Raw genomic sequence first — 22,459 nt, 5'->3', positions numbered from 1 at the left:
GCGTCGGTCAGCCAGAACAGGTTGCTCATATATCAGGTCTCCTCGCCGTGCCTGAATCACGCCAACAGCCTGAAATCAATGGGTCTGGAGCCTAGTCGCTATGCGATTCAACCCTGACCTCAAGGCCAAATACACTGCCCTTCGCGCAGCCGGTAAACCCGCAACGGTCGCCATCGTCGCAATCATGCGGAAGCTTCTCGAAACCGCCAACGCCCTGGTCAAAGCTGACCGGGTCTGGACCGAAAAGCCCTCTTGCTTATGACGGATACTCTTGTCCGCAAGCTTCCCCCGTGCGCCGCAATGGGTGACGCAATGCGCCTTGCTTCCTCCTTGGACAGTCCCGACACGCGCTGTTCGATTTCCGGTGGCCGCGACCGGTTGCCCTGCATCCATCCCGCCGCCAGAGTGATGTGCGGGTGTCGCTAAGAGAACTCGATATCGGGCCAGGCGGCGACAGTGCCGTTCCACCGTTCCAGCACGACGTCAAACGCGGCGGAACGCTCCTCGCTTGGCGTGACGATCCGCCTGTCACCCGCATTTCATATCTACAGGAGACAATCATGCAGAAGCGCACTCTCGGCCGTTCCGGCATCTCGATCGCGCCGCTGGTCTTCGGCGGCAACGTCTTCGGCTGGACGGCGGACCGGCAGCGGTCCTTCGAGCTGCTGGACCATTTCACCGGCAAGGGCTTCAACGCGGTGGATACGGCGGACGTCTATTCCGCCTGGGCGCCGGGCCTGTCGGGCGGCGAGTCGGAAACCGTCATCGGCGAATGGCTGGCGCAGCGCAAGCGCCGCGACGACGTGGTGCTGATGACCAAGGTCGGCATGTGGAACCCGCGCAAGGGCCTGTCGGCTGCCAACATCGAGGCCGCAGCAAACGATTCCCTCAAGCGCCTTCAGACCGACTACATCGACGTCTATTTCGCCCATATCGACGACGCGGATGTGCCGTTCGAGGAAACGCTCGGCGCCTTCTCGCGCCTCATCGAGGCGGGGAAGGTCCGGGCCATCGGCGCATCGAACCACAAGGCGGACCGCCTGCAGGCGGCGCTGGATGCGGCGAAGGCCGCCGGCCTGCCGCGCTACGAGATCGTGCAGCCCGGCTACAGCCTCTATGACCGCAGCGAGTTCGAGCAGTCCCTGCTGCCGGTGATCCAGTCCGAAGGCATCGGCGCGGTCAGCTATTTCTCGCTCGCCAGCGGCTTCCTGACGGGGAAATACCGCAGCAAGGCCGATCTGGAAGTCAGCAGCCGCAAGGCAATGCTGGACGGCTATTTCGACGCGCGCGGCGAGCGCATCCTTGCGGCGCTGCGCGAGGTCGCGGACGAGGTGAAGGCCCCGCAGGCGCAGGTCGCCCTGGCCTGGCTGATGTCGCGGCCCGGCCTGACCGCGCCCATCGCCAGCGCCACCAGCACGGCGCAGCTGGACGAGATCATGGGCGCGACCGATCTGGACCTGCCCGCGGACGCGCGCGACAGGCTCGACGCCGCGAGCCGGTAAGAACGGCTCCTCGCCCGCCCGGGATGCGCCAGACGGTCGATATCGGCCATGTCAAGCGGGGCTGTCACTTGATCGAGGCGCTACGTGGAGGCAAAATCGCGTCGGTCGGCCCGGATCTCGGGCGGGTCCGGCGGGGCGGCTCAGACGATCCTCACGCCGCGCGCGGCCGCCTTCCGGGCCGGCGTCCGCGTCACCTGCAACCATTCGTCCAGCATCGGCATCGAGATACCGGCGGCCATGGTCGCAGCCTCCACCGCCTTCGCATCAGCCTTGTCCAGCGCCACGTCGCCGCGCAGCGGGAAGCCGGGGTCGGCGTCGATCCGCAGGTAGCGGCCGCCCAGCAGCCCCTCCATCAGCCGCGCAGTCATCTGCGCCTGCGCGCCGATCATGGTGCGGAAGATCCGGTTGCCCCGTATCCAGTCGAGAACGCCCATGTCGGCGTCCGGCGGCTCGCCGAGCGGCGGGCAGGCGTTCATCGAGCCGACCGACAGCATCGAGACATCGGCCGCCAGCGCACCTTCGCGCAGCGCCAGATCCAGCGCCAGCAAGTCCGGCGCGTTGGCGAAGATCGCCCCATCGGCATGAAGCACCCCCTCGACCGCCACGGCCGGGAACATGGTCGGCGCCGCCGTGCTCGCCAGCACCGCCTCACGGATCAGCAGACCCGGATGGCTGCGCGGCTCGAACAGGATGGCGGCGCCGTCCTTCAGCCGCGCGGCGGTGACGGCCAGCGGCACGTCCAGATCGGAAAAGGTCGTCTCGCCCGCGAGTTCGGCGATCAGCTGTGTGAGCGGCCCCGCCTCATAGCGGGCCGAGCCGAACAGGCGCAGCAGGTTGCGGGCAGATCTGCCCTTGCGGCGCTGGAACGCCTCGCGCCCGCGGGACATGAAGCCCTCGCGCAGCTCCGACATCGGCACGCCCATCGCGGCGGCCGTCGCCACGATGGCCCCGGCCGAGCTGCCGCAGAAAAGGTCGAACTCCTCCTTCAGCGGCCCGCGCCGCTCCTCGAGCGCCTCGAGGAGCAGGACGCCATAGAGCGCCTGAAAGCCGCCGCCGCTGACCGAAAGTATCCGCATCGAAGTCCCTCCTTTCCTTCCATCTCGTGGCTCGGAGGAGAAAAATCGATGCCTGTCCGCGGGTGCTGTCCAGCTTGTTACCGGCAGGGGAAAGCAGTGTTGCCCGGCTGCATCGCGAGCTGCCGTCCAGCCGCATTTTTCGCCCGCCGAACGGCGCGGATTCCCTGACTGTTTCGAGAGCGCCGCAGGCCATTTTTGCAACACACCGCAGGGACCGGCGCCCCTACCCGGCTGCGGTGGAAGCCCCCGCCCCTCAGCCCTCGTCGTCGGGATGACCGAGTTCGCAGAACCAGCCGCCCAGATAGCGCGTCATGGGTCGGGCCGGATCAGGGGTTTCCGTCCTGGCCTCGACCGCCTCGCGGAACGGCTCGGCGCTGTCCTGCGGGTGATAGCCCAGATGGCCGGCGCGGCTGTTGTCCACCGGCTTCACCCTGTTGTCCGACAGGCCGAACGACACCGTATGCCCGACGCGCGGGGCGGTCAGCGACGCCTCGACCAGACGAACGCAGTCCGCGAACGAGAGATAGGACCACAGCATCCGCCGGTCGGCAGGCTCGGCGAAGGACGAGAAGATGCGCAGGCACACCGATTCCAGCCCGAACTTGTCCCAATAGAGGCGGCTCAGGTCCTCGACGAAGGCTTTGGAGAGGCCGTAGAGGCTGTCGGGCCGCTGCGGCGCATCAACGCCGATATGCGCCTCGACCTCGTGATAGCCGATGGCGTGGACCGACGAGGCATAGACCACCCGCCGCGCGCCATTCAGCCGCGCGCCTTCGTAGATGTGATACGACCCGCGGATGTTGGAATCGAGGATCGTCTGCCACGGTGCCTCGTTCGCCGCCGCCCCGAAATGGAAGATGGCGTCGCAATCCTTCGTCGCCGCGATCGTCGCCTCCATGTCGGAGAGGTCGAAGACCGCCTGCTCCTCGTGGGGCTCCAGATCGTCGAACCCCTCGCGGTCGGCCAGCCGGATTGTCGTGGCGAGATGGGCGAGGCCCTTGCGCAGTTCGGACCCCAGCCGCCCCTTGGCGCCGGTGATGAGGATACGGTTGTAAAGCGGCATGGCGATCACTCCAGCTCTGCGACGGCACGCGCGATCCGCGCGACGGCTTCGGTCAGGATCTCGTCGCCGGTGGCGGTCGTGATGCGGAAATAGGGCGAAAGCCCGTAGGCTGAGCCCGCAACCGAAGAGACATGGCCGCGGTGCAGCATGTAGGTCGCGACTGCCGTATCGTCGGCCAGCACCGTGCCGTCCGGCGTCCGGCGGCCGATCAGCCCGGCGCAGCCGATATAGGCGTAGAACGCGCCCTCGGGCGGGAGCAGCGTCAACCCTTCGACCTTTCCGATCCCGTCCACGACCAGATCGCGCCGCCGCTGGAACGCGTCGCGGAAGCGGCCGATGTGGTCCTGCGGCCCGGTCAGCGCGGCGAGGGCCGCCGCCTGCGAGATCGACGAGACCGAGGTGACGGACTGCCCCTGCACCACGTTCATCGCCTTGATGAGCGGCGCGGGACCGGCGGCATAGCCGACGCGCCAGCCGGTCATCGCGTAGGATTTCGAGACGCCGTTGACGATCAGGCTGCGCTCCCGCAGGTCCGGGCAGGCCTGTCCGAACGACACGAAACTGCGCCCGTCGAACAGGATATGCTCGTAGATCTCGTCCGACAGGACCTGCACCTGCGGATGCCGCGCCAGCACCTCTCCCAACGCCTTCAGCTCGGCCTCGGAATAGGCCGCGCCCGAGGGGTTGCCGGGCATGTTCAGAAACAGCCACTTCGTGCGCGGCGTGATCGCCCCCTCCAGCAGGTCGGGCGTCAGGCGGAAGCCAGTCTCGCCGGGGCATTCCACGACCACCGGCACCCCGCCAAGCAGCTTGGTCATTTCGGGGTAGGACACGAAGTAGGGCGCGGGCAGGATCACCTCGTCGCCCGGCTCCAGCGTCGCCAGCAGGGCGTTGAAGATGATCTGCTTGGCCCCGTTCGCCACGGTCACGTCATCAGCGGAATAGTCGAGGCCGTTCTCGCGCCGGAACTTCTCCGCGATGGCCGCCCGAAGCTCGGGCGTCCCGGCGGCGGCGGTGTAGAGCGTGCCCCCCGCCCGCGCGGCGGCGAAGGCGGCCTCGGTGATATGCGCGGGGGTCGGAAAGTCCGGCTCTCCCAGACCGAGGTCGATCACGTCCACACCCTGCGCCCGCAGCGCCCTGGCCGCCAGCGAAGCGGCCATCGACGCCGAGGGTTTCACTGCGGCAAGCCGCGAGGCGACATAGCTCATTCCGTATCCTCCCAAAGATATCCGCGCGTTGCGTCCAGCCGCCGCGCCTCCTCGCGGCGGCGGTCGGGATATGCGTAGCCTCCGCCGCCGGCCAGTTCCAGCACCTTGCCAGTGCCGCCGTCCACGCCGTGGGTCGGGAGAAGTCGAACTCGCACTCCTCCATCGGCGCGATCCCTATGATCTGGCCGAGACAGCCCCGGAACTCGCCGCCGCCCGAACCGGGTCGCTGATCTTTGCGCCAGACGGCGCTGCGGTGGCTTTTGCTATTCCGCGCATCAGGCGCTTTGCGTTTCCTTCAACTTTCCACCGTTCCGATGGCCGCACCGCTTGCGGGCCGGTTCGGGCTGACGTGATATGACATCACAAAATTTAGAAACGGTTTCCGGGGAGGGATTCGGATGGCACTCGAAGAACGCAAGAACAGGCTGAAGGAGCAGCTGGCCGCAGGACAGGCGTCGATCGGCATCTGGTGCTCGCTCGCCAATCCGCTGACGACCGAGATCGTCGCGGGGTCGGGCGCCGACTGGCTGCTGATCGACGGGGAACACAGCCCCAACGACCTGCGCTCGATCGTCGTGCAGTTGCAGGTCGCCGCCGCGTTCCCCTGCGAGCCGGTGGTGCGACTCCCCTCGGACGATCCGGTGCTGATCAAGCAGTTCCTGGATGCCGGCGCGCGCAGTCTCATGATCCCGAACGTGCGGACCGCCGATCAGGCCCGCGCCATCGTGGAAAGCGCGAACTACGCCCCTGACGGCATCCGCGGCTATTCGATGAACCACCGCGCCAACCAGTTCGGGCGGATCGTGGGCTATCACGAGAATTGCGGCGCCAAACGGCTGCTGGCGCTGCAGATCGAATGCGAATCGGGGGTCGCCAGCGCGGCCGAGATCGCCGCCATCGACGGCGTGGACGTGCTGTTCGTCGGCCCCGGCGATCTGTCGTGCAACATGGGCGCGATGGGCAATCCCGGCGCGGCACATGTGCAGCAGGCCATCACTGCCGTCCGCGAAGCGGCGGTCGCCGCCGGCAAGGCCAGCGGCATCCTCGCCCCCGTCAAGGCCGACGCCGACCGCTACCTCGCGGACGGCTTCGGCATGGTGGCCGTGGGCGCCGACCTCGGGCTGCTCGCGCGCGGTTCCGACGCGCTGGTGGCCTCGTTCTCAACCCGCGATGCCTGACAGGCGGCGCCTGAAAACGGTCTGCTGAGGGTCGCGGGACGAGGACTGGTTCGACAGCATGGTCTGCTGAACTGCTCTCGCGGCGCGGGCGAGCGGAGTGGAGTGGAGTATATCGACAACGCCGGGCCTAAGCTGGAGCTGAAAGAAGGTCGCGTGACCGCCATGCGGCCGAAGGCGGGCAAGACCGTCGCCGGCTGCTCGTCAGCGCCGGCGTCCCGTGCGCAGAGCAGATCGCCGCGGCGGCGAGGCTTTCGATTCCCTTCGCGCGCTGCAAGCGTTTCTGCTGCGCCCCTCGCGGCCGGACGTCCATCCAGGCAGAGTGCGCAACGTCACCCGCCGGCGGGAATCTTCGTTCCCCCGGGCGCCAGCTATTCCTGACCGGCAACACCCCGCACGTCGGCGGCCGGCCGAGCGGAATGGCCCATTCCTCAAGAAGGCGGTGATCTGGACCCTCAGATCGCGGAGTGACCCGACGGGTCGGCGGTCTCTCCCGCGGCATTCTCTTCCAAGGATCTTTTTGCAAGCGAAGCCGACGCGGTTTGCAGAAGGGCCACTCCCGCCCGCCCTTTCCTCCCGGCCCCAGCTATCCCCCGTTCGACACGAACGCCCCCACAAGCGCGGCCGCTTCCTTCCGCGCCGCGGGGTCGAAGGCGAGCGGGGACAGCGCCGAGCGCTCGCTCTGGTCGAAGCCGTGACCGACGCCCGGCAGCACTTCGATCTCGATCCGCGCGCCGCGTTCGCGCAGCCGGTCGGCCAGATCGACGCAGGAGGCGGTGCTGACGATCTCATCCTGGCCCGAGGCGACGATCAGGATCGGGGGCGCGGCGGACCAGTCGCCCTCGTCGATGCTGCTCAGAAGCCCGCAATAGGGATACAGCGCCACGACCCGGCCGATCCGCGACATCAGCGCCTCGGGCGGTGCGGGCCAGCCCTCGAGCCCCGGCGGCACCTGGCCGGTGACCAGAAGCTGCACGTATTCCAGCAAGGTCCAGCCGCCGTGGGACGCGCCCAGCAGCACCACATCGCTGCGGTCAGACTGCGCCATGGTTACGGCGAGATCGCCCGCCCGCTCCTCGCCCGGCATGGCCTGCCCGGCGCAGACCAGCCGCCACAGTTCCGCGGTGTCGAGGTTGCGGGGCCCGTGGCTGTCGAGGATCAGCGTGGGCCGCCCGCGTTCCGCGAAGAATCCGGCCCAGAATTCCATGTTGTCGTGGACGCCGTCGCAACCCGACAGCACGAAGCCCGCGGCATCGGCGACGCCACGGCCTTCCGGCACCATGCGCCAGTGCGGCGCCAGCCGCTCCAGCCGAACGGCGGGGGCGTCCGAGGTCAGCGCGGTGCCCGCCGCGTTCCGGACCGTGTTGGCGCCAAGCAGCATCACGGGCAGCACGATCAGCGCAAGCCACAGCATCCATGAGCGACCCCTCATTGCGGACCGCAGCCCTGCTGGAAACCGTTGCTGCAATGAAGGGCGAGCCGCGCGCTGTCCTCGTCGGTCCAGTCGCGGGGCGCGGTGACAGCGCGCCACGGGCCGATATAATCGGGTGCGTGATAGGCGTGACCATGCCCGGGAGGGGCCGAGTTCGCCAGTGCCATGTCCATCGCCAGTTGGAACTGCGTCACCACGGGGATGAACCGCAGCTCGGGCGAGACATCCTCGGCCGGCGGCTCGCGCATCCAGGCGGGCCGCCGAAACAGCGAGGTCGGCTCGTAGAAGACGATCGGATCGCTGGAATATTGCAAGAACATCAGCCGGATGGAACCCCAGCCCGTGGGCGGACCGGCGGGCTTGGTGTGGCTGGCAAAGCGGATCAGCCGGCCGCCGCCGACCTCCGGCGCGACATAGGGGCTGCCGGAATTGCGGGCCGCGACCGCCTGGTTCCAGAAAGCCGAGGGGAAGGGCGGCCCCGCCCACAGCGCCCCGTCGATCGGGTCGTCCAGCAGCGCGAAAAGATCGGTTCCGAACATCGACGCCCACGCCCCCAGACTCAGCCCGTGCATGTATAGCCGAGGCCGCTCGTCGGGGGGCAGCCCGCGCCAGTATTCGTGAACGGCCCGGATCAGCGCGCGGGCCTGCTCCAGCCCCGAATCCGTCTCCGTCATCAGCGCCAGCGGCGATTGCAGATAGGAATACTGCACCGCGACCGAGGCGATGTCGCCGCTGTTCATGTATTCCACCACATCGAAGCTGCCCGGATCGAGCCAGCCGGTGCCGGTCGGCATCGCCACGATCAGCACCTCGCGGTCGAACCCGCCGACGCGCTTGAGCTCCTCAAGCGCCAGTTCGGCCCGCGCCTGCGGGTCCTCGTCCTGCGCGAGGCCGACATAGATGCGGATCGGACGCAGCGCCGGGCGGCCGGTGAAGGCGGCGATGTCCCCGGCGCCGGGCCCGCCGGTCACGAAATCGCGTCCGGGCTGGCCCATCGTCTCCCAATCGACCAGCGAGGCGGCGCTGCCGGTGATCGCCGGATCGGCGGGCGGCGGCGGCCCGGTCTCGAACAGCGCCTGCGCGGCGGTGTAGGAGTTGTCCGCCGCCCGCAGCACCCGGTCGATCATCCCGTCCCGCGTGACGAAGAACAGCGCCGCCGCGACGAGGATCAGCCCGGCGATGTCCGCCGTCCGCTCGGGCATGTAGCGGTAGAGGTGGCGGCGGGTGCGGTCGAACAGGAACCGCACCAGCCTTCCCAGAAACAGGAGCGCGGCGAACAGCATCGCCGCAAGCAGCACCATGGCGATCACATGGGTCTCGTCCCGAGGCTCCAGCCCCATCAGCACCCAGATCTCGTTCTGCCAGAGCCCGGCCTTGGACAGGCAATAGACCAGCACCGCCGCGACGGGCACCGCCACGATCCCGTGCGCGATGTCGGCCGCGCGTCCGCCCAGCCGGGGCAGATACATCTGCCGCCACAGCATCAGCACGAACCGACCGATCATGTAGCCGAGCGCCGCGACGAGCCCGCCGAGCATCCCCTGCACGACCCAGCCGCGCGGGATCAGCGACGGCGTCAGCGACAGGGCGAAGAACAGCAGCCCGAGCAGCAGCGGCAGAAGGGGCGGAAGCGGCAGGGGAAGCGATGTCCTCATGGGCGCCAGACGTGGTTCCGCGGTGATGATGGCACTCGCGCGGCCCTTGGGCCACGCGCGGGCACGATAAGGCGCCAAACGCGGCGGGTCAGCACGCGGCACGGCCCCGATGGCGGCGGGCGGCTATGCCCCCTCCACCGGCACGGTGTAGTTCAGCCCCAAGCGGCCGCCATCGGGATAGATCGTCTGTCCGGTGATGTAGGAGCTGTCGTCCGTCGCAAGGAACACCGCGACCCCGGCGATCTCCTCGGGCGTGCCGAAGCGGCGCAGCGGTGTGCGGGACAGCGAGCGCACCCGCCCCGCCTCGTCGCCCAGCACCGCCTTGCGGCCAAGCTCGGTCAGGATCGTGCCGGGGCCGATCGCGTTGACGCGGATGCCGTGCCCGCCCAGCGAGATCGCCATGACGTTGGTGAGCTGTGTCGATCCCGCCTTCGACACCGCATAGGGCGTCATGGTCGGAATCGCGAGGCGCGAGTTGACCGAGGACATGTTGATGATGGCTCCGCCCCCGCCCTGCGCGATCATCTGCCGCGCCGCCGCCTGGCCGGTGAGAAACTGGGACTTGAGATTGATGCGCAGGACGCGGTCGAACTCTTCCTCGGGCAGGTCCACGAACTCGGCGGGCGCATTGACGACCCCGGCGTTGGAGACCATGAGGTCGATCCGCCCGAACGCCTCGACGGTCCTTGCGACCAGCCGGTCGGCATCCGCCTTCAGCCCCGCGTCGCCGACGTCGTGCGGCATCCCGAGCCGGTCGGCCGCGGCCTTCAGCGCCTCTCCGTCCACGTCGTTCAGCATGACCTTCGCGCCCTCGGCGACGTAGCGTTCGGCGATGGCGAGGCCGATGCCCTTGGCGGCTCCGGTGATCGCGGCCACCTTGCCTTCCATTCTCATGTACGTTCCCCCTCGTTGTGCGGCGCCAACCTAAGCGCGTCGCGCAGGTTCCGCCACCGCCAAGGTGACGGATCGGGGGAATGGCGCGGCGCCCGGTTGCCCCGGTGAACGGCAGAAGACGGCGGATGAGCCGCCGTCTTTGCCGCTTGCTCAACTTAGGGCGCGGCGCAGCTCAGGGCGTGCCGCCGCCGGACTGCGCGTTGCCGGTCTGACCCGTCGAGCCGGGGGTGTTGCCCGTCTGGGCGTTGCCCGGCTTGGGCTTTTCGGTGGTCTCGTCGCCCGGATCGCGGCCCCCGCCCTGCGTCTGGTCCTGCTCGCGGGCGGCCTCGGCCTGGTTCATCTGCTGCTTGTTGCGCTCGGCCTCCTCGCCGGTGGTTTCCTGCACCGGGTTGTAGCGCGTGCGCTCGAAGGGAAGGTTGCCCATCGTCTTGCTCCTTTCGGGAAAGCGTCAGGTCGTCGGCGGCGTCACGCCGCCGGTCATGTCCTCGGGGCCCTGCGGCTCGGTCGGGCGGGTGCCGTTCGCGGGAATCCCGTCCCGCACGGCGTCGCCCTCGCCCTCGTCCTGCAGGATGCCGCCCTTGGACGGAACCTTGTTGGGGTCGCGGGGATGGTCGGGTTTCATCGCACTCTCCTTGGTGTCGATGAACCAACGGCCGGGCGGGGGATGGGGTTCCGAACACGGACCCGCCGCGTCCGGCCCGCCCCTCAGCTGTTCCCGCGCACGAAGCGGGCGGCGCCTTCGGCGGCGCGGACCAGCGCGCGGGACTTGCTCACCGTCTCCTGGAACTCGGCTTCCGGGTCGCTGTCATAGACGACCCCGCCGCCCGCCTGGATATAGAGCGTGCCGTCCTTGACGACGCCGGTGCGCAGGGCGATGCACATGTCCATCTCGCCGTTGGCGGCGAAATAGCCGACCGCGCCGCCATAGACGCCGCGCTTTTCCGGCTCCAGCTCGTCGATGATCTCCATCGCGCGGACCTTGGGGGCGCCGCTGACCGTGCCGGCCGGCAGCCCGGCAAGCAGCGCGGACAGCGCATCCTCGCCCTCGCGCAATTCGCCGACCACGTTCGAGACAATATGCATGACGTGGCTGTAGCGTTCGATGATGAACTGCTCGGTCGGGCGCACGGTGCCGATGCGGGCGACCTTGCCGACGTCGTTGCGGCCCAGATCCAGCAGCATCAGATGCTCGGCCAGTTCCTTCTGGTCCGACAACAGGTCGGCCTCGTTGGCGCGGTCCTCGTCGGGGGTCGTGCCGCGCGGGCGGGTGCCGGCGATGGGGCGGATCGTCACCTCGCCGTCCCGCAGCCGCACGAGGATCTCGGGCGACGCGCCGACGATCTGAAAGCCCCCCTCCTCGGCCTTCATGTTCAGGAAGAACAGGAACGGCGAGGGGTTGGTGCGCCGAAGCGAACGATAAAGCGCGAAGGGCGGCAGCGGAAAATCGAGCGCCCAGCGTTGCGCGGGCACGACCTGAAAGATGTCGCCCGCGCGGATGTAGTCCTTGGCGCGTTCGACCGCCGCCCGATAGTCCTCGCGGGCGAAGTTCGAGCGCGGCTCGCCGACCGTCTCGTTCGCACCCAGCGGGCGATGTTCCACCGGCATCCGGTCGAGGCTGCGCAGCGCCTCCATCACCCGCTCGGCGGCCTGCGCATAGGCCGCGCGGGCGGGGGACGCGGGGTCGTGCCAGGCGGGGGCGCAGAGCGTCACCTCGCCCTTCACCCCGTCCAGAACCGCGACAACCGAGGGGCGGATCAGCATGGCATCCGGCACGCCGATGGGATCGGGATTGACGTTCGGCAGATGCTCGACCAGCCGGATCATGTCGTAGCCGAGATAGCCGAACAGCCCCGCCGCGACCGGCGGGATGCCCTCGGGCATGTCGATCCGGCTTTCCGCGATCAGCGCCCTCAGGCTGTCGAGCGCGGGGCGGGGATCGTTCTCGAAGCTGTCGGCATAGCGGGCGTGGCGGTTGATCCGCGCCTGCGGGCCCCGGCATTCCCAGACGAGATCGGGCTTCATCCCGACAATGGAATAGCGGCCCCGGACCTCGCCGCCGGTGACGCTTTCCAGCACGAAGCTCTGCGGCTGCGCCTCGGCCAGCTTCAGCATCAGGCTGACCGGCGTGTCCAGATCGGCGGGCAGGCGGATCGTCACAAGCTGGTTGCGCCCCTCGGCCCAGCCGGCCTCGAACGCGGCGAAATCGGGCGAGAGGTCCATCACTGGATCTGCGCGTTGGCGGCGGCGATGGCGCCGGCGTTGATCTCCAGCCCGTTGGCGGTCTGGATGGCGCGGGCGTAATACTCGAACAGGTCGCCCTGAAGCGAGCCGGTCAGCCGCTGGCGCACCGCGTTCATGGTCATCGCCGCGTCGTCGCCGGTCAGGTCGGCCTCGTGGACCGCGTCCAGCCGCACCAGGAACACGCGGTCGCCGGTCGTCACGACTTCGGCGTCGCCCGGCTCGGCGATCTGGAAGGCGGTGGCGATCACGTCGGCCGGCACGCCGTCGATGAAGCCGTCACGGCTCAGCCCCGTCGCGGGGGTGAACTGCGGCGCCTGCACCCCCGCCGGGGCGGGCTGCGCGGGCGTCACGCCGGTCGCCCGCGCAGGCGCGGCGGGAACACTTGCCGGAGCGGCCGGTTCCGCCGTCGCCGCAGGCGCGGCAGCGGGATCCGCCGGCCCGGCCATCGCGGCGAGCTTGCGTTCCTCGGCCACGGCCTGAAGGCGGCGGCGACGCTCGGCGGCGGTCCAGTCGGCCAGCACGTCCTCGCGCGCCTCCTCGAACGGGATCAGCGCCGGCGGCACCAGCTCGTCCAGCCGCATGGCGAAGACGCCGCCATCGCCAAGCTGGGTCAACTCGGGAAAGTCGCTTTGCTGGAGCGCGTCCGCGCGGTCGCGGAACTCGGGATAGGCGGCGATGGTGCCATGCTCCTGCGCGGACTGGTCGGTCCAGTCGATCGAGCCAAGCTCCATCCCGGTTTCCCCGGCCAGCTCCTCGAGCGTCGCGCCACCGGCCAGCCGGTCCTCGAGTTCGAAGGCGCGGGTCTCGATCTGGCGGCGGGCGGCGTCGGCGGCGGCCTCGGCGCGCAGGTCGATCGCGGCCTGCTCGAAGGGGATGTCCACCGCATCGAGGATCGCGTTCATGGAAAACAGCGCCGGGCCGAAATCGGTCATGATCGGGCCGACGACACCCGGCTGGTCCAGCGCGAAGACCGGGGCGCCGGCCGCGCCAAGCTCGGCCTCGGAGACTTCGCCCATGTCGATGTCGGTCAGTTCCAGCCCGCGTTCGTTCGTCAGCTGTTCGAAGCTCGCCTGCCCCGCGTCCAGGCGCGCCTTGGCCGCCAGCGCCTCCTCCTCGGACGGATAGACCAGCCGCTCGACCATGCGCCGCTCGGGCTGGCGATACTGGTCGATGTTCTGCTCATACATGTCGCGCAGCGCCTGTTCGTCCAGCTCCACGCTGTCCACCAGCATCTCGGGCGTCAGCCAGGCGAAGGTGATGCGCCGGGTTTCCGGGGCGGTGAAGCGGGCGCCGTTTGCCTCGTGCCATGCTTGCAGCGCGGGTTCGTCCGGCGGCGCGATCGGCTCGGGCAGGTCGGCATCGGTCAGTTCCTGCCAGCCGAAATCGCGGGTCTGCAGCAGCCAGCCGGCGGTGCGCGCGGTCACTTCCTCGGGCGCCTCGACGCCCGCCACGACCGCCGATTGCAGGATCAGCCGCGCCTGATCCATCCGCACGTCGTGTTCGAACTCGGCCGGGGTCAGCCCCTGCTGGCGCAGCACCTCGTTATAGCGGGCCGCGTCGAACTGGCCGGTCAGGTTCTGGAATGCGCCCGCGGTGCGGATCTGCTCGGCCACCAGCTCGTCGCCGGCCGAGACGCCGAGGCGCTTCGCCTCGTCCTCCAGCGCGGCCGCCGCGAAGAGGCGCGCCTGCACGACCTGCGGCAGTCCGAACTGGCGGGCCTGCTCGGCGGTCAGGTTCTGCCCCGTCTGAGCCGCGAAGTTGCGCATTTCCGAGTTGACGGCCCGCAGGTAATCGTCCGCCTCGACCGGAGTAGAGCCGACCCGGCCCAGATCGCCCGAGGAACTGCCCGAGAAGTTGGTGACGCCGAAGCCGCCGAGCCCCAGAAGCAGCAGCCCCATCAGCAGCCAGACGATGGGGGACTTACCCTTGGTGCGCGTGGTGCTCATCTCGATCCCGTCTCCGTCTGCCGATTGCTGCGCTGCCGTCTTAGGACCGGCCCCGCCGCCGGGCAAGCCTTGAACCGGTCAGGAAATCGCGAAGATTCCATGCACTCAGGGTCGAAAGCCCGAAAGCCGGGCCATCAGCGCCGGGATGCCGCTTGCGTCGATATTGGCGAAGGCGATGCGGACATGGCGCGCGCCCGCCGGATCGCCCTCGGGCATGAACATGGTGCCGGGCAGCAGCAGGACCCCCGCCTCGGCGACGAGCCGCCGCGCGAGGTCGGGCGAGGCGATGTCGAACGGATGCTCGGCCCAGCCGAAATACGCGCCGCAACCTTTGAGCCGCCAGCCCTCCAGCCCCGCCATGCCCTCAACCATCGCAGCGCCGCGGCGCAGGATGTCGGCCCGCTCGCCCGCGAGCCAGTCGCCGAGGTTGCGCATCCCCCAGAGCGCGCCGATCTGGCCTAGCTGGCTCGGGCAGATCGCCACGGTGTCGAGGAACTTCTCGGCCTCGATCAGCCGCGCGGGGCTGGCGATCATCGCGCCGACGCGGTGGCCGGTCAGCCGGTAAGCCTTGGAGAAGGAGTAAAGCTGGATCAGCGTGTCGCCCCAGTCCGGGTCGGCGAACAGGTCGTGCGGCGCGCCGTCCCGCGAATCGAAGTCGCGGTAGGTCTCGTCCAGCACCAGCGCGAGGCCGCGCGCGCGGGCCAGATCGAAGAAGGCGCGGATCACCTCGGGCGGATATTCCGCGCCCGAGGGGTTGTTGGGGCTGACCAGCACGATCGCGCGGGTCCGGTCGGTGACAAGCGCCGCCGCCTGATCCGCGTCCGGCACCATCCCCTGTCCGCAGGTCAGCGGCACGGTCTTCACGCCCTGCATGTCCAGCCACATCTTGTGGTTGAAATACCACGGCACCGGCACGATCACCTCGTCCCCCTGCCCGGCCAGCGTCGCCAGCGCGGCGCAGAAGGCCTGATTGCAGCCCTGCGTGATGGCGACATTGCCCGCCGTGACCTGCCCGCCATAGGCGGCGGTCCACTGGGCGGCCACCTCCTCGCGCAGGTCGGGATTGCCGAGGACAGGGCCGTAGAGATGCGCCTCGGGCCGGTTCAGCGCGGCCTCCGCCAGCGCCTGCCGCAGCGGCTCGGGCGGCGGATCGACCGGGGCCGCCTGGCTGACATTGATGAGCGGGCGGTCGGGCGGAAAGCTGACGCCTTCCAGCCAGCGCCGCGCCTCCATCACCGGGGGGCGGAAGGTCGCGGCAAGAGCAGGGTTCAGGGGCAGCATGTCAGTTCCGCTGAATGGCGCGCAGATCGGAAAGATCCGGCGGGGTGGAAAGGTCGAGCGCAGGCGCCGGCATGGTCGGCGCTCTCGGAGCGGCCGTCGGCGGGGCTGGAGCAGTATCGGGCGCGGGCGTGTCGGGAGCATCGGCGGAGGGCGCAAGGCCGCGGGCGGCTTCCTCCGTCGGTGCAGGCGGGGCGGCGCGTATTGCGCTGTCCGGGTCGGCAGAGCCGGGCGCGGCAGTGTCGTCGCTGCCGTCAGCGGATGCGGGCGCAGGCGAAACCGCCCCCATCCCCGCTGCGCGGTGGGGGGTCGGTTCCGCTTCGGCCACGGCAGGATCGTCCAGCGGCACGGTGATCGTCTCGACCTCCGCGTCCCCGCTCATCACCGGATCGCTCATTCCCTGTCCGGGCGCGCGGTCGGGGCCGAGGGCATCCACGAGGCCCGGCGCAGCGACCTGAGCGGGGGGTCCGGCGGCTGGAGCAGGCGGGCGCTCGGGGGCGTCGGCCATCGTCGCCGGGGCCGTGGGCACGCGCGGCGCGGGCGCTTCTGCGGGCGGGCTGGAGGGCGGATCGGTCTGCATCGCGGCGGGTCTCGGCGCGGCTTCGGCCTCCGGGCGGGGGGCAACCGGCCCCTCGGCCGACCGCGCCGCAGGCTCCAGCGGCAGCGGAGCCGCCGGCTGGATGTCGGTGCCGCGCGCGAATTCGGAGCCGGCGGGCGGCGTCAGGCTCTCGGCGGCGGGCGGGGAAGCCGGGTTCGTCGGCGCGGTGCCGGGAGATGCCCCCGCAATCGGCGCGTCCGTCGCGTCGTTGCCTCCGCCACCGACCAAGGCTGTTCCGCCGGGATTCGTCTCATCCGCTCCGGGCGTAACGCTTTCCGTTGCTGCCGGATCGCCGCTCTCCGTCGCCACCCCGTCCGGCGAATCCGGCGGCCGCTCCACCGGCAATGCCAGCGACAGCGCCGCCAGCGCCGCGCCGCAGAGCAGGGTTCCCTGCATCAGCCCCGAGAAAAAACCGCCTGCCATGCCCGCGCTTCCGCTGCCCTTCCGCCACCGTCCCGCGGGGTTGCCCCCCGCGCGGCTTTGGCCCATCTATAACTTACCGATCAAGCGGAGCCACCCCCCATGCCAGCGCCTGCGCCGACCCTGTCGTCGTCCTCGATCCCCATCCTGATGATCGACAATTACGACAGCTTCACCTGGAATCTCGTCCACTATCTCGGACAGGCCGGGGCCGAGGTCGAGGTGGTGCGCAACGACACGCTGAGCGTCGAGGACGCGCTGGCCAAGGGCGCGGCGGGTATCCTGATCTCGCCTGGCCCCTGCGATCCGGCGCAGGCGGGGATCATCGTGCCGCTGATCCGCGCGTGCGCCGAGCGGGGCGTGCCGGTGATGGGCGTCTGCCTTGGCCATCAGGCCATCGGCGAGGCGTTCGGCGGCCGTATCATCCGCGCGGCGCGCGTGCTGCACGGCAAGGTGGATGACATCGGCCATGACGGCACCGGCCTTTTCGCCGGCCTGCCGTCGCCACTGCGGGCGACGCGCTATCACTCGCTGACGGTCGAGCCGGAGTCCCTGTCCGATTGCCTGCGCGTGACCGCGACCTCAGGCGACGGCACGATCATGGGGCTGGCGCACCGGACGCTGCCGATCGAGGGGGTGCAGTTCCACCCGGAAAGCATCCGCTCGGAACACGGCCACGAGATGATCGAGAATTTCCTGCGCCGCTGCTCGAACGCCGGGAAAGCGGCGGCATGATCCCCAACAGCGCCGACATCCGCCCGCTGATCGGCCTTGCCGCATCGCGCCCGCTGACCCCCGACGAGGCCGAGGCCGCCTTCGCCGCCCTGTTCGACGGCGCCGCCACCCCGGCGCAGATCGGCGGGCTGCTGATGGCGATGCGCGTGCGCGGGGAGACGGTCGATGAGATGGCCGCAGCGACCCGCGCCATGCGCGCCCGGATGAACCGGATCACCGCCCCGGACGGGGCAGTGGACATCGTCGGCACCGGCGGCGACGGCAAGGGGACGCTGAACATTTCCACCGCGGCCGCCTTCGTGGTGGCGGGCGCGGGCGTGCCGGTCGCCAAGCACGGCAACCGCAACCTGTCGTCGAAATCGGGCAGCGCCGATGCAATGACGCATCTGGGGCTGAACGTGATGGGCGCGCCCGAGATTTCGCAGCGGGCGCTGACGGAATGCGGCATCTGCTTCATGATGGCGACGATGCACCATCCGTCGATGCGGAACGTCGGCCCCGCGCGGGCCGAGCTTGGCACCCGCACGATCTTCAACCTGCTGGGGCCGATGACGAACCCGGCGGGCGTGAGGCGGCAGCTGACCGGCACCTTCTCGACCGACTGGCTGCGGCCGATGGCCGAGGTGCTGCGCGAGCTTGGCTCGGAACACGTCTGGATCGTCCATGGCGGCGACGGCACGGACGAGTTGTCCATCGCCGAACCGTCGCAGGTCGCGCAACTCAAGGACGCCGAGGTGACGGAGTTCGCGGTCTCGCCCGAGGATGCGGGCCTGCCGGTCCACCCATTCGAGGATATCGTCGGCGGCGATCCCGGCCATAACGCGGCGATGCTGCGGGCGCTGCTGGACGGCGCGCCGGGGGCCTACCGCGACGCGGTGCTGCTGAATGCGGCGGCGGCGCTGCTGGTCGCGGGCAAGGCGGCGGACCTGCGCGAGGGGGCCGAGATGGCGCGGGAATCGATCGATTCCGGCGCGGCAAAGGACCGGCTGTCCCGCCTCGCCGCGATCACCGGCGCGCCGGAGGCGTGAGCCGGGGAAATCCAGCGCGCCCAGACGGGTCCGGGGCAAGCTGCGACTCTGGTCCCTGCGTCGGCGAAGGGTCTGCGGCGTCCGATCCCGACGCGGCCATCTTCGCCGGACTTGATCCGCCCCCCGCCAGCCCGGACGCTGATCCGGCGATTCCCCGCGGATGGGAGCACCTGCCGTTCTTTTCCTCGGATTGGCCGCCGATCCGCGACCGGCTGGCGGGCACCGAATGGCTTCCCGGTCCGGCCCGCGTGTTCGCCGCGCTCGACACCGTGCCGCCTGAACGGGCGCGGGTCGTGATCCTCGGCCAGGACCCCTATCCCACGCCGGGCCACGCGAACGGCCTCGCCTTCTCGGTCAATCCGGGTGTCGCCCTGCCCCGCTCGCTGGCCAACATCATGGCGGAACTGCGCGCGGATACCGGGGCGGCCCCCTCGACCGGCGATCTGAGCCACTGGGCGCAGCAGGGCGTGCTGCTGCTGAACACCTCGCTTTCCGTCCCGCCCGGAGCGGCCGGTGCCCATTCCCGCTGGGGCTGGGACCGGCTGGCGCGGCAGGCGATCGCCGAGGCGCAGCGGCACGGCCCGCTGGCCTTCATCCTCTGGGGCGGCCACGCGCAGAAGGCGGCGTTGGGCCTGCCCCGCCCGCAGGATCTGCTGATCGCGTCCGCCCACCCTTCGCCCCTTTCGGCAAGGCGCGGCTTCTTCGGCTCGCGTCCGTTCAGCCGCACCAATGACTGGCTCGCCGCACAACGGCTGCCGCTCGTGGATTGGGCGGGTCACGGTTGCGCGACCGGCACCGGCGGGGCTATCACCGAGCCATGAACATCCTTGACCGCATCAAGAGCTACAAGCTCGACGAAATCGCCGCCGCCAAGGCCGCCCGCCCGCTTTCCGCCGTGGAGGAGGCTGCCCGCGCCGCCCCGCCCGTGCGCGGCTTCGCGGATGCCCTGACCCGCGCGGCCGAAACCGGCCCGGCGTTGATCGCGGAAATCAAGAAGGCCAGCCCCTCCAAGGGCCTGATCCGGCCCGACTTCGATCCGCCCGCGCTGGCCCGCGCCTATCAGCAAGGGGGCGCGGCGTGCCTGTCGATCCTGACCGACGGGCCGAGCTTTCAGGGCGCGCCCGAGTTTCTGACCGAGGCCCGCGCCGTCTGCGATCTGCCGGTGCTGCGCAAGGATTTCCTGCACGACACCTATCAGGTGGCCGAGGCCCGCGCCTGGGGGGCCGACTGCATCCTCATCATCATGGCGTCCGTCGATGACACGCTCGCCGCCGAGCTGGAGGATGCCGCGCTGCATTGGGGCATGGACGCGCTGATCGAGGTGCACGACGCCGAGGAACTGGACCGCGCGCTGCGGCTGAAATCGCCGCTGATCGGCATCAACAACCGCAATCTCAAGACTTTCGACGTGGATCTTGAGACGACGCTTCAACTCGCCCCGCGCATCCCCGAAGGCCGCGACGTGGTCTGCGAAAGCGGCCTTTTCACCCATGCCGACCTTGGCCGCATGATGGAAGCGGGGGTCCACCGCTTCCTGATCGGCGAAAGCCTGATGCGGCAGGGCGACGTGGCTGCGGCCACCCGCGCAATTCTGGGGGCGACATGACGCTGACCCATTTCGACGCCGCCGGACAGGCGCATATGGTGGACGTGTCCGGCAAGGAGCCGACCGCCCGCGAGGCCGTGGCCGTGGCCGCCGTGGTCATGTCGCCCGAGACGTTGGCACTCGCGCAGGGCGGCGCGGCCAAGGGCGACGTGCTGGGCGTCGCCCGCCTTGCAGGCATCATGGGCGCCAAGCGCACCGCCGACCTGATCCCGCTCTGCCATCCGCTGCCGCTCGACAAGGTGGCGCTGGAGCTGACGCCCGACCCGGAACTCCCCGGCATCCGCATCACCGCGACGGCCCGGACGACGGGGCGCACCGGGGTCGAGATGGAGGCGCTGACCGCCGCCACCGTCGCCGCGCTGACCGTCTATGACATGCTCAAGGCCGCGCAGAAGGACATGCGGATCGAAGGGGTCCGGCTGCTGAAGAAGACCGGCGGCAAGTCCGGCACGTTCGAGGCCGCCCCATGATTACCGTTGACGAAGCCCTCGCCCGCGTCCTCGCGCTGGCGCCGAAGCCCGAGGGAGAGGAAATCTCCATCGCCGACGCGCTCGGCCGGGTGCTGCTGAAACCTGCCGTCTCGCGCATGACCCAGCCGCCCTTCGACGCGAGCGCGATGGACGGATACGCCGTCCGCAGCGCCGACCTGCCCGGCCCGCTGCAGGTGGTGGGCGAGGTTGCCGCCGGCGGCGTCTGGACCGGCAGCGTCCTGCCCGGCACCGCGCTGCGCATCTTCACCGGCGCGCCGGTTCCCCCCGGCTTCGACCGGGTGGTCATGCAGGAACACGCAACGCGCGACGGCGACCTCATCACCGTGGCGGCGGGTGCGACCGGTCCTCATATCCGCCTGCGCGGCAATGATTTTTCAGAAAGCGACAGCCTGCCCGCCGGCCGCCGCCTCGGCGCGGCCGATCTGGGGCTGCTGGCGGCGATGAACCTTCCCCGCATCACCGTGGCCCGTGCGCCCACGGTCGCCGTGATCGCCGGGGGGGACGAGCTGGTGACGCCGGGCACCCCACCCGCCGCGGGGCAGATCATCAGTTCGAACGATCTCGTCGTTGCGGCGCTCGCGCAGCAGGCGGGGGCCGAGGTGCGGATCATGCCGCTGGCCCGCGATACTCAGGAAAGCCTGACCGCGATCCTGACCGACGCGGCGGATGCCGACGTGATCGTGACCATCGGCGGCGCCTCGGTCGGCGACCACGATCTGGTGGGCCGCGCCGCGACGGGGCTGGGGATCGAGCAGGCCTTCTACAAGGTCGCGATGCGGCCGGGCAAGCCGCTGCTCGCCGGTCGTCTGGGCGGCGCGGCGATGCTGGGGCTGCCGGGCAACCCTGTCTCGGCCACGGTCTGCGCGATCCTGTTCCTGCAACCGCTGATCCGGCACATGCAGGGCCTGCCGGGCGTGCACCGGCTGCGTCATGGCGTCCTCGGCCGCGACCTTCCGGCCGAAGGGAACCGGCAGCATTATCTGCGCGCGAGCCTGGAGGACGGGCCGGACGGCAGCGTCGTGACACCGTTCCCCGATCAGGATTCGGCGCGGCTGAAGCTGATGGCCGAAGCGGGGGCGCTGCTGGTGCGTCCCGCCGGTGATTCCGCCCGACGCGCGGGCGAGCGGGTGATGTTCCTGCCGCTGAGGGGCGCGGATTAACCAAATCTTCAGTCGAATCAGCTTATCCGTTGACCGGACAGAGGAAAACCACTAGAACATTCCTCGAACATCCATTGCCAGGCAGGACGGGCCCGACATGCTGACCAGAAAACAGATCCAGCTTCTCGAATTCATCCAGTTGCGGGTCGCGCGCGATGGCGTGCCGCCCTCGTTCGATGAAATGAAGCTCGCGCTGGACCTGCGGTCGAAATCCGGCATCCACCGGCTGGTGACGGCGCTCGAGGAACGCGGCTTCATCCGCCGCCTGCCCCACCGCGCAAGGGCGCTGGAAATCGTGCGCCTGCCGGAAAACCTGCAAGGACGACAGCATGATCTGGCGCGGGGCGGCGATACGGGCGAGGACGGGGCGGATAACGGCTTCAGCCCGCGCGTGATCGACGGCGACGCGCCGGCGCGCGGCCCCAGCTTCCGCCCCTCGCGTCCGCGCGGGGCCATGCAGATCGTGGACAGCCCGGCCGTGGAACTGCCGGTGATGGGCCGCATCGCCGCGGGCGTCCCGATCGAGGCGATTTCCGAGGTCTCGCATCATATCGCCGTCCCCGGCTCGATGCTGACGGGGCGTGAGCATCATTATGCGCTGGAAGTGCACGGCGATTCCATGATCGACGCCGGGATTAACGACGGCGACATCGTGGTGATCCGCGAACAGGATCACGCCGACAACGGCGACATCGTCGTGGCGCTGGTCGAGGGGGCCGAGGCGACGCTGAAACGCTATCGCCGCAAGGGCGGCATGATCGCGCTGGAAGCCGCGAACCCCGCTTACGAGACGCGCGTCCTGCCGGAGGACAAGGTCCATGTGCAGGGCCGGCTGGTGGGGCTCATCCGCAGTTATTGAGGTTTCTGGGACGCACTCCGGGCCGGGACCGGCGCACCTGCAGCGCAGGAAGGCGTCTCCAAGTTCGACACGGCGGGGTCCGAAGCTTTGCC

22 protein-coding genes are annotated in these 22,459 nt (G+C 69.8%); 9 read left to right on the top strand and 13 right to left on the bottom strand.

Annotated features, from left to right (window positions below):
• Nucleotides 1–560 precede the first annotated feature (560 nt).
• Nucleotides 561–1,502: an aldo/keto reductase gene (locus KTN05_RS04085; RefSeq protein WP_217328096.1), complete on the top strand. Its 942-nt coding sequence runs from the start codon at nt 561–563 to the stop codon at nt 1,500–1,502.
• A gap of 140 nt (nt 1,503–1,642) precedes the next feature.
• On the opposite strand, the gene KTN05_RS04080 is transcribed toward KTN05_RS04085, so the two are convergent.
• The 4 genes from KTN05_RS04080 to KTN05_RS04065 all read right to left on the bottom strand — a co-directional run bounded on the left by KTN05_RS04080 (nt 1,643) and on the right by KTN05_RS04065 (nt 5,004).
• Nucleotides 1,643–2,578 carry a patatin-like phospholipase family protein gene (locus KTN05_RS04080; protein ID WP_217328095.1) on the bottom strand — a complete coding sequence of 312 codons (936 nt, stop codon included), beginning with the start codon at nt 2,576–2,578 and terminating at the stop codon, nt 1,643–1,645.
• Between the two features lie 253 nt (nt 2,579–2,831).
• Entirely contained in the window at nt 2,832–3,641 is an 810-nt protein-coding gene (locus tag KTN05_RS04075; protein WP_254367968.1) for an NAD(P)-dependent oxidoreductase, read from the bottom strand.
• 5 nt (nt 3,642–3,646) lie between these two features.
• Entirely contained in the window at nt 3,647–4,849 is a 1,203-nt protein-coding gene (locus KTN05_RS04070; RefSeq protein WP_217328094.1) for a pyridoxal phosphate-dependent aminotransferase, read from the bottom strand.
• A complete protein-coding gene (locus tag KTN05_RS04065) occupies nt 4,846–5,004 on the bottom strand; it encodes a hypothetical protein (RefSeq protein ID WP_217328093.1) in 159 nt (52 codons plus the stop codon). The genes KTN05_RS04070 and KTN05_RS04065 overlap by 4 nt, the downstream gene beginning before the upstream one ends.
• A gap of 243 nt (nt 5,005–5,247) precedes the next feature.
• Between KTN05_RS04065 and KTN05_RS04060 the strand changes: the two genes are divergently transcribed.
• The gene (locus tag KTN05_RS04060; protein ID WP_217328092.1) at nt 5,248–6,027 is read left to right on the top strand and encodes an HpcH/HpaI aldolase/citrate lyase family protein; all 780 of its coding nucleotides are present in this window, start codon (nt 5,248–5,250) and stop codon (nt 6,025–6,027) included.
• Nucleotides 6,028–6,610: 583 nt separating this feature from the next.
• On the opposite strand, the gene KTN05_RS04055 is transcribed toward KTN05_RS04060, so the two are convergent.
• From KTN05_RS04055 to KTN05_RS04015, 9 genes are all read right to left on the bottom strand, one after another.
• On the bottom strand, nt 6,611–7,456 hold the full coding sequence (locus KTN05_RS04055) for a dienelactone hydrolase family protein (RefSeq protein WP_217328091.1): 846 nt from the start codon (nt 7,454–7,456) through the stop codon (nt 6,611–6,613).
• The gene (locus KTN05_RS04050) at nt 7,453–9,111 is read right to left on the bottom strand and encodes an alpha/beta-hydrolase family protein (protein ID WP_217328090.1); all 1,659 of its coding nucleotides are present in this window, start codon (nt 9,109–9,111) and stop codon (nt 7,453–7,455) included. Before KTN05_RS04050 ends, KTN05_RS04055 begins: the two co-directional genes overlap by 4 nt.
• A 123-nt stretch (nt 9,112–9,234) precedes the next feature.
• Nucleotides 9,235–10,005, bottom strand: a complete 771-nt coding sequence (locus KTN05_RS04045; RefSeq protein WP_217328089.1) for an SDR family NAD(P)-dependent oxidoreductase — start codon at nt 10,003–10,005, stop codon at nt 9,235–9,237.
• A gap of 172 nt (nt 10,006–10,177) precedes the next feature.
• Complete coding sequence (locus KTN05_RS04040) at nt 10,178–10,429, bottom strand: hypothetical protein (RefSeq protein WP_217328088.1); 252 nt, start codon at nt 10,427–10,429, stop codon at nt 10,178–10,180.
• 24 nt (nt 10,430–10,453) lie between these two features.
• Entirely contained in the window at nt 10,454–10,627 is a 174-nt protein-coding gene (locus tag KTN05_RS04035; RefSeq protein ID WP_217328087.1) for a hypothetical protein, read from the bottom strand.
• Nucleotides 10,628–10,710: 83 nt separating this feature from the next.
• A complete protein-coding gene (trpE, locus tag KTN05_RS04030; RefSeq protein ID WP_217328086.1) occupies nt 10,711–12,225 on the bottom strand; it encodes an anthranilate synthase component I in 1,515 nt (504 codons plus the stop codon).
• Nucleotides 12,225–14,192 (bottom strand): peptidylprolyl isomerase, encoded by a 1,968-nt coding sequence (locus KTN05_RS04025; protein ID WP_217328085.1) that lies wholly within the window; start codon nt 14,190–14,192, stop codon nt 12,225–12,227. The genes trpE and KTN05_RS04025 overlap by 1 nt, the downstream gene beginning before the upstream one ends.
• Before the next feature lie 105 nt (nt 14,193–14,297).
• Entirely contained in the window at nt 14,298–15,473 is a 1,176-nt protein-coding gene (locus tag KTN05_RS04020) for an aminotransferase (protein WP_217328084.1), read from the bottom strand.
• A gap of 1 nt (nt 15,474) precedes the next feature.
• Entirely contained in the window at nt 15,475–16,491 is a 1,017-nt protein-coding gene (locus KTN05_RS04015; RefSeq protein WP_217328083.1) for a hypothetical protein, read from the bottom strand.
• A 99-nt stretch (nt 16,492–16,590) separates the two neighbouring features.
• Between KTN05_RS04015 and KTN05_RS04010 the strand changes: the two genes are divergently transcribed.
• The 7 genes from KTN05_RS04010 to lexA all read left to right on the top strand — a co-directional run bounded on the left by KTN05_RS04010 (nt 16,591) and on the right by lexA (nt 22,367).
• A complete protein-coding gene (locus tag KTN05_RS04010; RefSeq protein WP_217328082.1) occupies nt 16,591–17,223 on the top strand; it encodes an aminodeoxychorismate/anthranilate synthase component II in 633 nt (210 codons plus the stop codon).
• Nucleotides 17,220–18,251, top strand: coding sequence for an anthranilate phosphoribosyltransferase (trpD, locus tag KTN05_RS04005; RefSeq protein ID WP_217328081.1), 1,032 nt, complete (start codon nt 17,220–17,222; stop codon nt 18,249–18,251). The genes KTN05_RS04010 and trpD overlap by 4 nt, the downstream gene beginning before the upstream one ends.
• Before the next feature lie 149 nt (nt 18,252–18,400).
• Nucleotides 18,401–19,072, top strand: a complete 672-nt coding sequence (locus KTN05_RS04000; protein WP_217328116.1) for a uracil-DNA glycosylase — start codon at nt 18,401–18,403, stop codon at nt 19,070–19,072.
• Complete coding sequence (gene trpC, locus KTN05_RS03995; RefSeq protein ID WP_217328080.1) at nt 19,069–19,857, top strand: indole-3-glycerol phosphate synthase TrpC; 789 nt, start codon at nt 19,069–19,071, stop codon at nt 19,855–19,857. The genes KTN05_RS04000 and trpC overlap by 4 nt, the downstream gene beginning before the upstream one ends.
• The gene (moaC, locus tag KTN05_RS03990; protein WP_217328079.1) at nt 19,854–20,327 is read left to right on the top strand and encodes a cyclic pyranopterin monophosphate synthase MoaC; all 474 of its coding nucleotides are present in this window, start codon (nt 19,854–19,856) and stop codon (nt 20,325–20,327) included. Before trpC ends, moaC begins: the two co-directional genes overlap by 4 nt.
• Complete coding sequence (gene glp, locus KTN05_RS03985; RefSeq protein ID WP_217328078.1) at nt 20,324–21,508, top strand: gephyrin-like molybdotransferase Glp; 1,185 nt, start codon at nt 20,324–20,326, stop codon at nt 21,506–21,508. Before moaC ends, glp begins: the two co-directional genes overlap by 4 nt.
• Before the next feature lie 97 nt (nt 21,509–21,605).
• Nucleotides 21,606–22,367: a transcriptional repressor LexA gene (gene lexA, locus KTN05_RS03980; protein WP_217328077.1), complete on the top strand. Its 762-nt coding sequence runs from the start codon at nt 21,606–21,608 to the stop codon at nt 22,365–22,367.
• Nucleotides 22,368–22,459 lie beyond the last annotated feature (92 nt).

This window comes from Paracoccus sp. Z118 (assembly GCF_019061185.1).
Classification (GTDB): Bacteria; Pseudomonadota; Alphaproteobacteria; order Rhodobacterales; family Rhodobacteraceae; genus Paracoccus.
Note: the sequence above shows the minus strand (reverse complement) of the source record. Positions and strands in the feature narration are given on the sequence as shown.

Bases quoted from the DNA above. Each gene is read 5' to 3' on its own strand.
- KTN05_RS04040 (WP_217328088.1), bottom strand. From the start codon at position 10,429: ATGGGCAACCTTCCCTTCGAGCGCACGCGCTACAACCCGGTGCAGGAA.
- trpE (WP_217328086.1), bottom strand. From the start codon at position 12,225: ATGGACCTCTCGCCCGATTTCGCCGCGTTCGAGGCCGGCTGGGCCGAG.
- KTN05_RS04070 (WP_217328094.1), bottom strand. From the start codon at position 4,849: ATGAGCTATGTCGCCTCGCGGCTTGCCGCAGTGAAACCCTCGGCGTCG.
- lexA (WP_217328077.1), top strand. From the start codon at position 21,606: ATGCTGACCAGAAAACAGATCCAGCTTCTCGAATTCATCCAGTTGCGG.
- KTN05_RS04080 (WP_217328095.1), bottom strand. From the start codon at position 2,578: ATGCGGATACTTTCGGTCAGCGGCGGCGGCTTTCAGGCGCTCTATGGC.
- KTN05_RS04020 (WP_217328084.1), bottom strand. From the start codon at position 15,473: ATGCTGCCCCTGAACCCTGCTCTTGCCGCGACCTTCCGCCCCCCGGTG.
- KTN05_RS04010 (WP_217328082.1), top strand. From the start codon at position 16,591: ATGCCAGCGCCTGCGCCGACCCTGTCGTCGTCCTCGATCCCCATCCTG.
- KTN05_RS04055 (WP_217328091.1), bottom strand. From the start codon at position 7,456: ATGAGGGGTCGCTCATGGATGCTGTGGCTTGCGCTGATCGTGCTGCCC.
- glp (WP_217328078.1), top strand. From the start codon at position 20,324: ATGATTACCGTTGACGAAGCCCTCGCCCGCGTCCTCGCGCTGGCGCCG.
- KTN05_RS04015 (WP_217328083.1), bottom strand. From the start codon at position 16,491: ATGGCAGGCGGTTTTTTCTCGGGGCTGATGCAGGGAACCCTGCTCTGC.
- trpC (WP_217328080.1), top strand. From the start codon at position 19,069: ATGAACATCCTTGACCGCATCAAGAGCTACAAGCTCGACGAAATCGCC.
- KTN05_RS04045 (WP_217328089.1), bottom strand. From the start codon at position 10,005: ATGAGAATGGAAGGCAAGGTGGCCGCGATCACCGGAGCCGCCAAGGGC.
- KTN05_RS04035 (WP_217328087.1), bottom strand. From the start codon at position 10,627: ATGAAACCCGACCATCCCCGCGACCCCAACAAGGTTCCGTCCAAGGGC.
- KTN05_RS04050 (WP_217328090.1), bottom strand. From the start codon at position 9,111: ATGAGGACATCGCTTCCCCTGCCGCTTCCGCCCCTTCTGCCGCTGCTG.
- trpD (WP_217328081.1), top strand. From the start codon at position 17,220: ATGATCCCCAACAGCGCCGACATCCGCCCGCTGATCGGCCTTGCCGCA.
- KTN05_RS04025 (WP_217328085.1), bottom strand. From the start codon at position 14,192: ATGAGCACCACGCGCACCAAGGGTAAGTCCCCCATCGTCTGGCTGCTG.
- moaC (WP_217328079.1), top strand. From the start codon at position 19,854: ATGACGCTGACCCATTTCGACGCCGCCGGACAGGCGCATATGGTGGAC.
- KTN05_RS04075 (WP_254367968.1), bottom strand. From the start codon at position 3,641: ATGCCGCTTTACAACCGTATCCTCATCACCGGCGCCAAGGGGCGGCTG.
- KTN05_RS04060 (WP_217328092.1), top strand. From the start codon at position 5,248: ATGGCACTCGAAGAACGCAAGAACAGGCTGAAGGAGCAGCTGGCCGCA.
- KTN05_RS04085 (WP_217328096.1), top strand. From the start codon at position 561: ATGCAGAAGCGCACTCTCGGCCGTTCCGGCATCTCGATCGCGCCGCTG.